General features: G+C 48.2%; 1 protein-coding gene. It reads left to right on the plus strand.

Features of this window, described 5'->3' with window-relative positions:
* Positions 1–631: S8 family serine peptidase (locus tag CHI06_RS29015; protein WP_179292835.1), on the plus strand; the 631-nt coding region annotated here is incomplete at both ends.

Here is a 631-nt window from a genome sequence, read left to right on the forward strand (position 1 = left end):
TCGATGGAGCAGGTATTGTGGTAGCCAGTATTGATACAGGTGTTCAGTGGGAACATCCTGCTTTAATGGAAAAATACCGTGGATACAATCCAGGGGATCCAGATCAACCCGATCATCAATTAAATTGGTTTGATGCCGTCGGAGGAAAAGAAACTCCGTATGATGATCTAAAACATGGTACGCATACTGTTGGGACCATGGTTGGCTCAGAGCCTGATGGGAGTAACCAAATTGGTGTTGCCCCAGGTGCAAAATGGATCGCGGTTAAAGCGTTCTCTGATCAGGGTGGTCAGGATGTCGATTTGCTCGAAGCTGGAGAGTGGATATTGGCACCAAAAGATGTTGAAGGTAATCCGCATCCCGAATTAGCACCGGATGTCGTCAACAACTCTTGGGGTGGTGGTCCTGGACTAAATGAATGGTATCGCCCTATGGTTCAAAATTGGCGTGCAGCCAATATCTTCCCTGTATTTGCAGCTGGCAATGCTGGTTCTGCGGGGGAAGGATGGGTTGCCTCTCCTGCGAACTATCCAGAATCTTTGGCGGTTGCGGCAACGGATGATCAAAATGCCTTAGCATGGTTCTCTTCCCGTGGACCAGCTCCATATGATGAAATGAAACCAGATGTTTC

It is taken from the genome of Bacillus sp. 7884-1 (assembly GCF_002272245.1).
Taxonomy (GTDB): domain Bacteria; phylum Bacillota; class Bacilli; order Bacillales; family Cytobacillaceae; genus Neobacillus.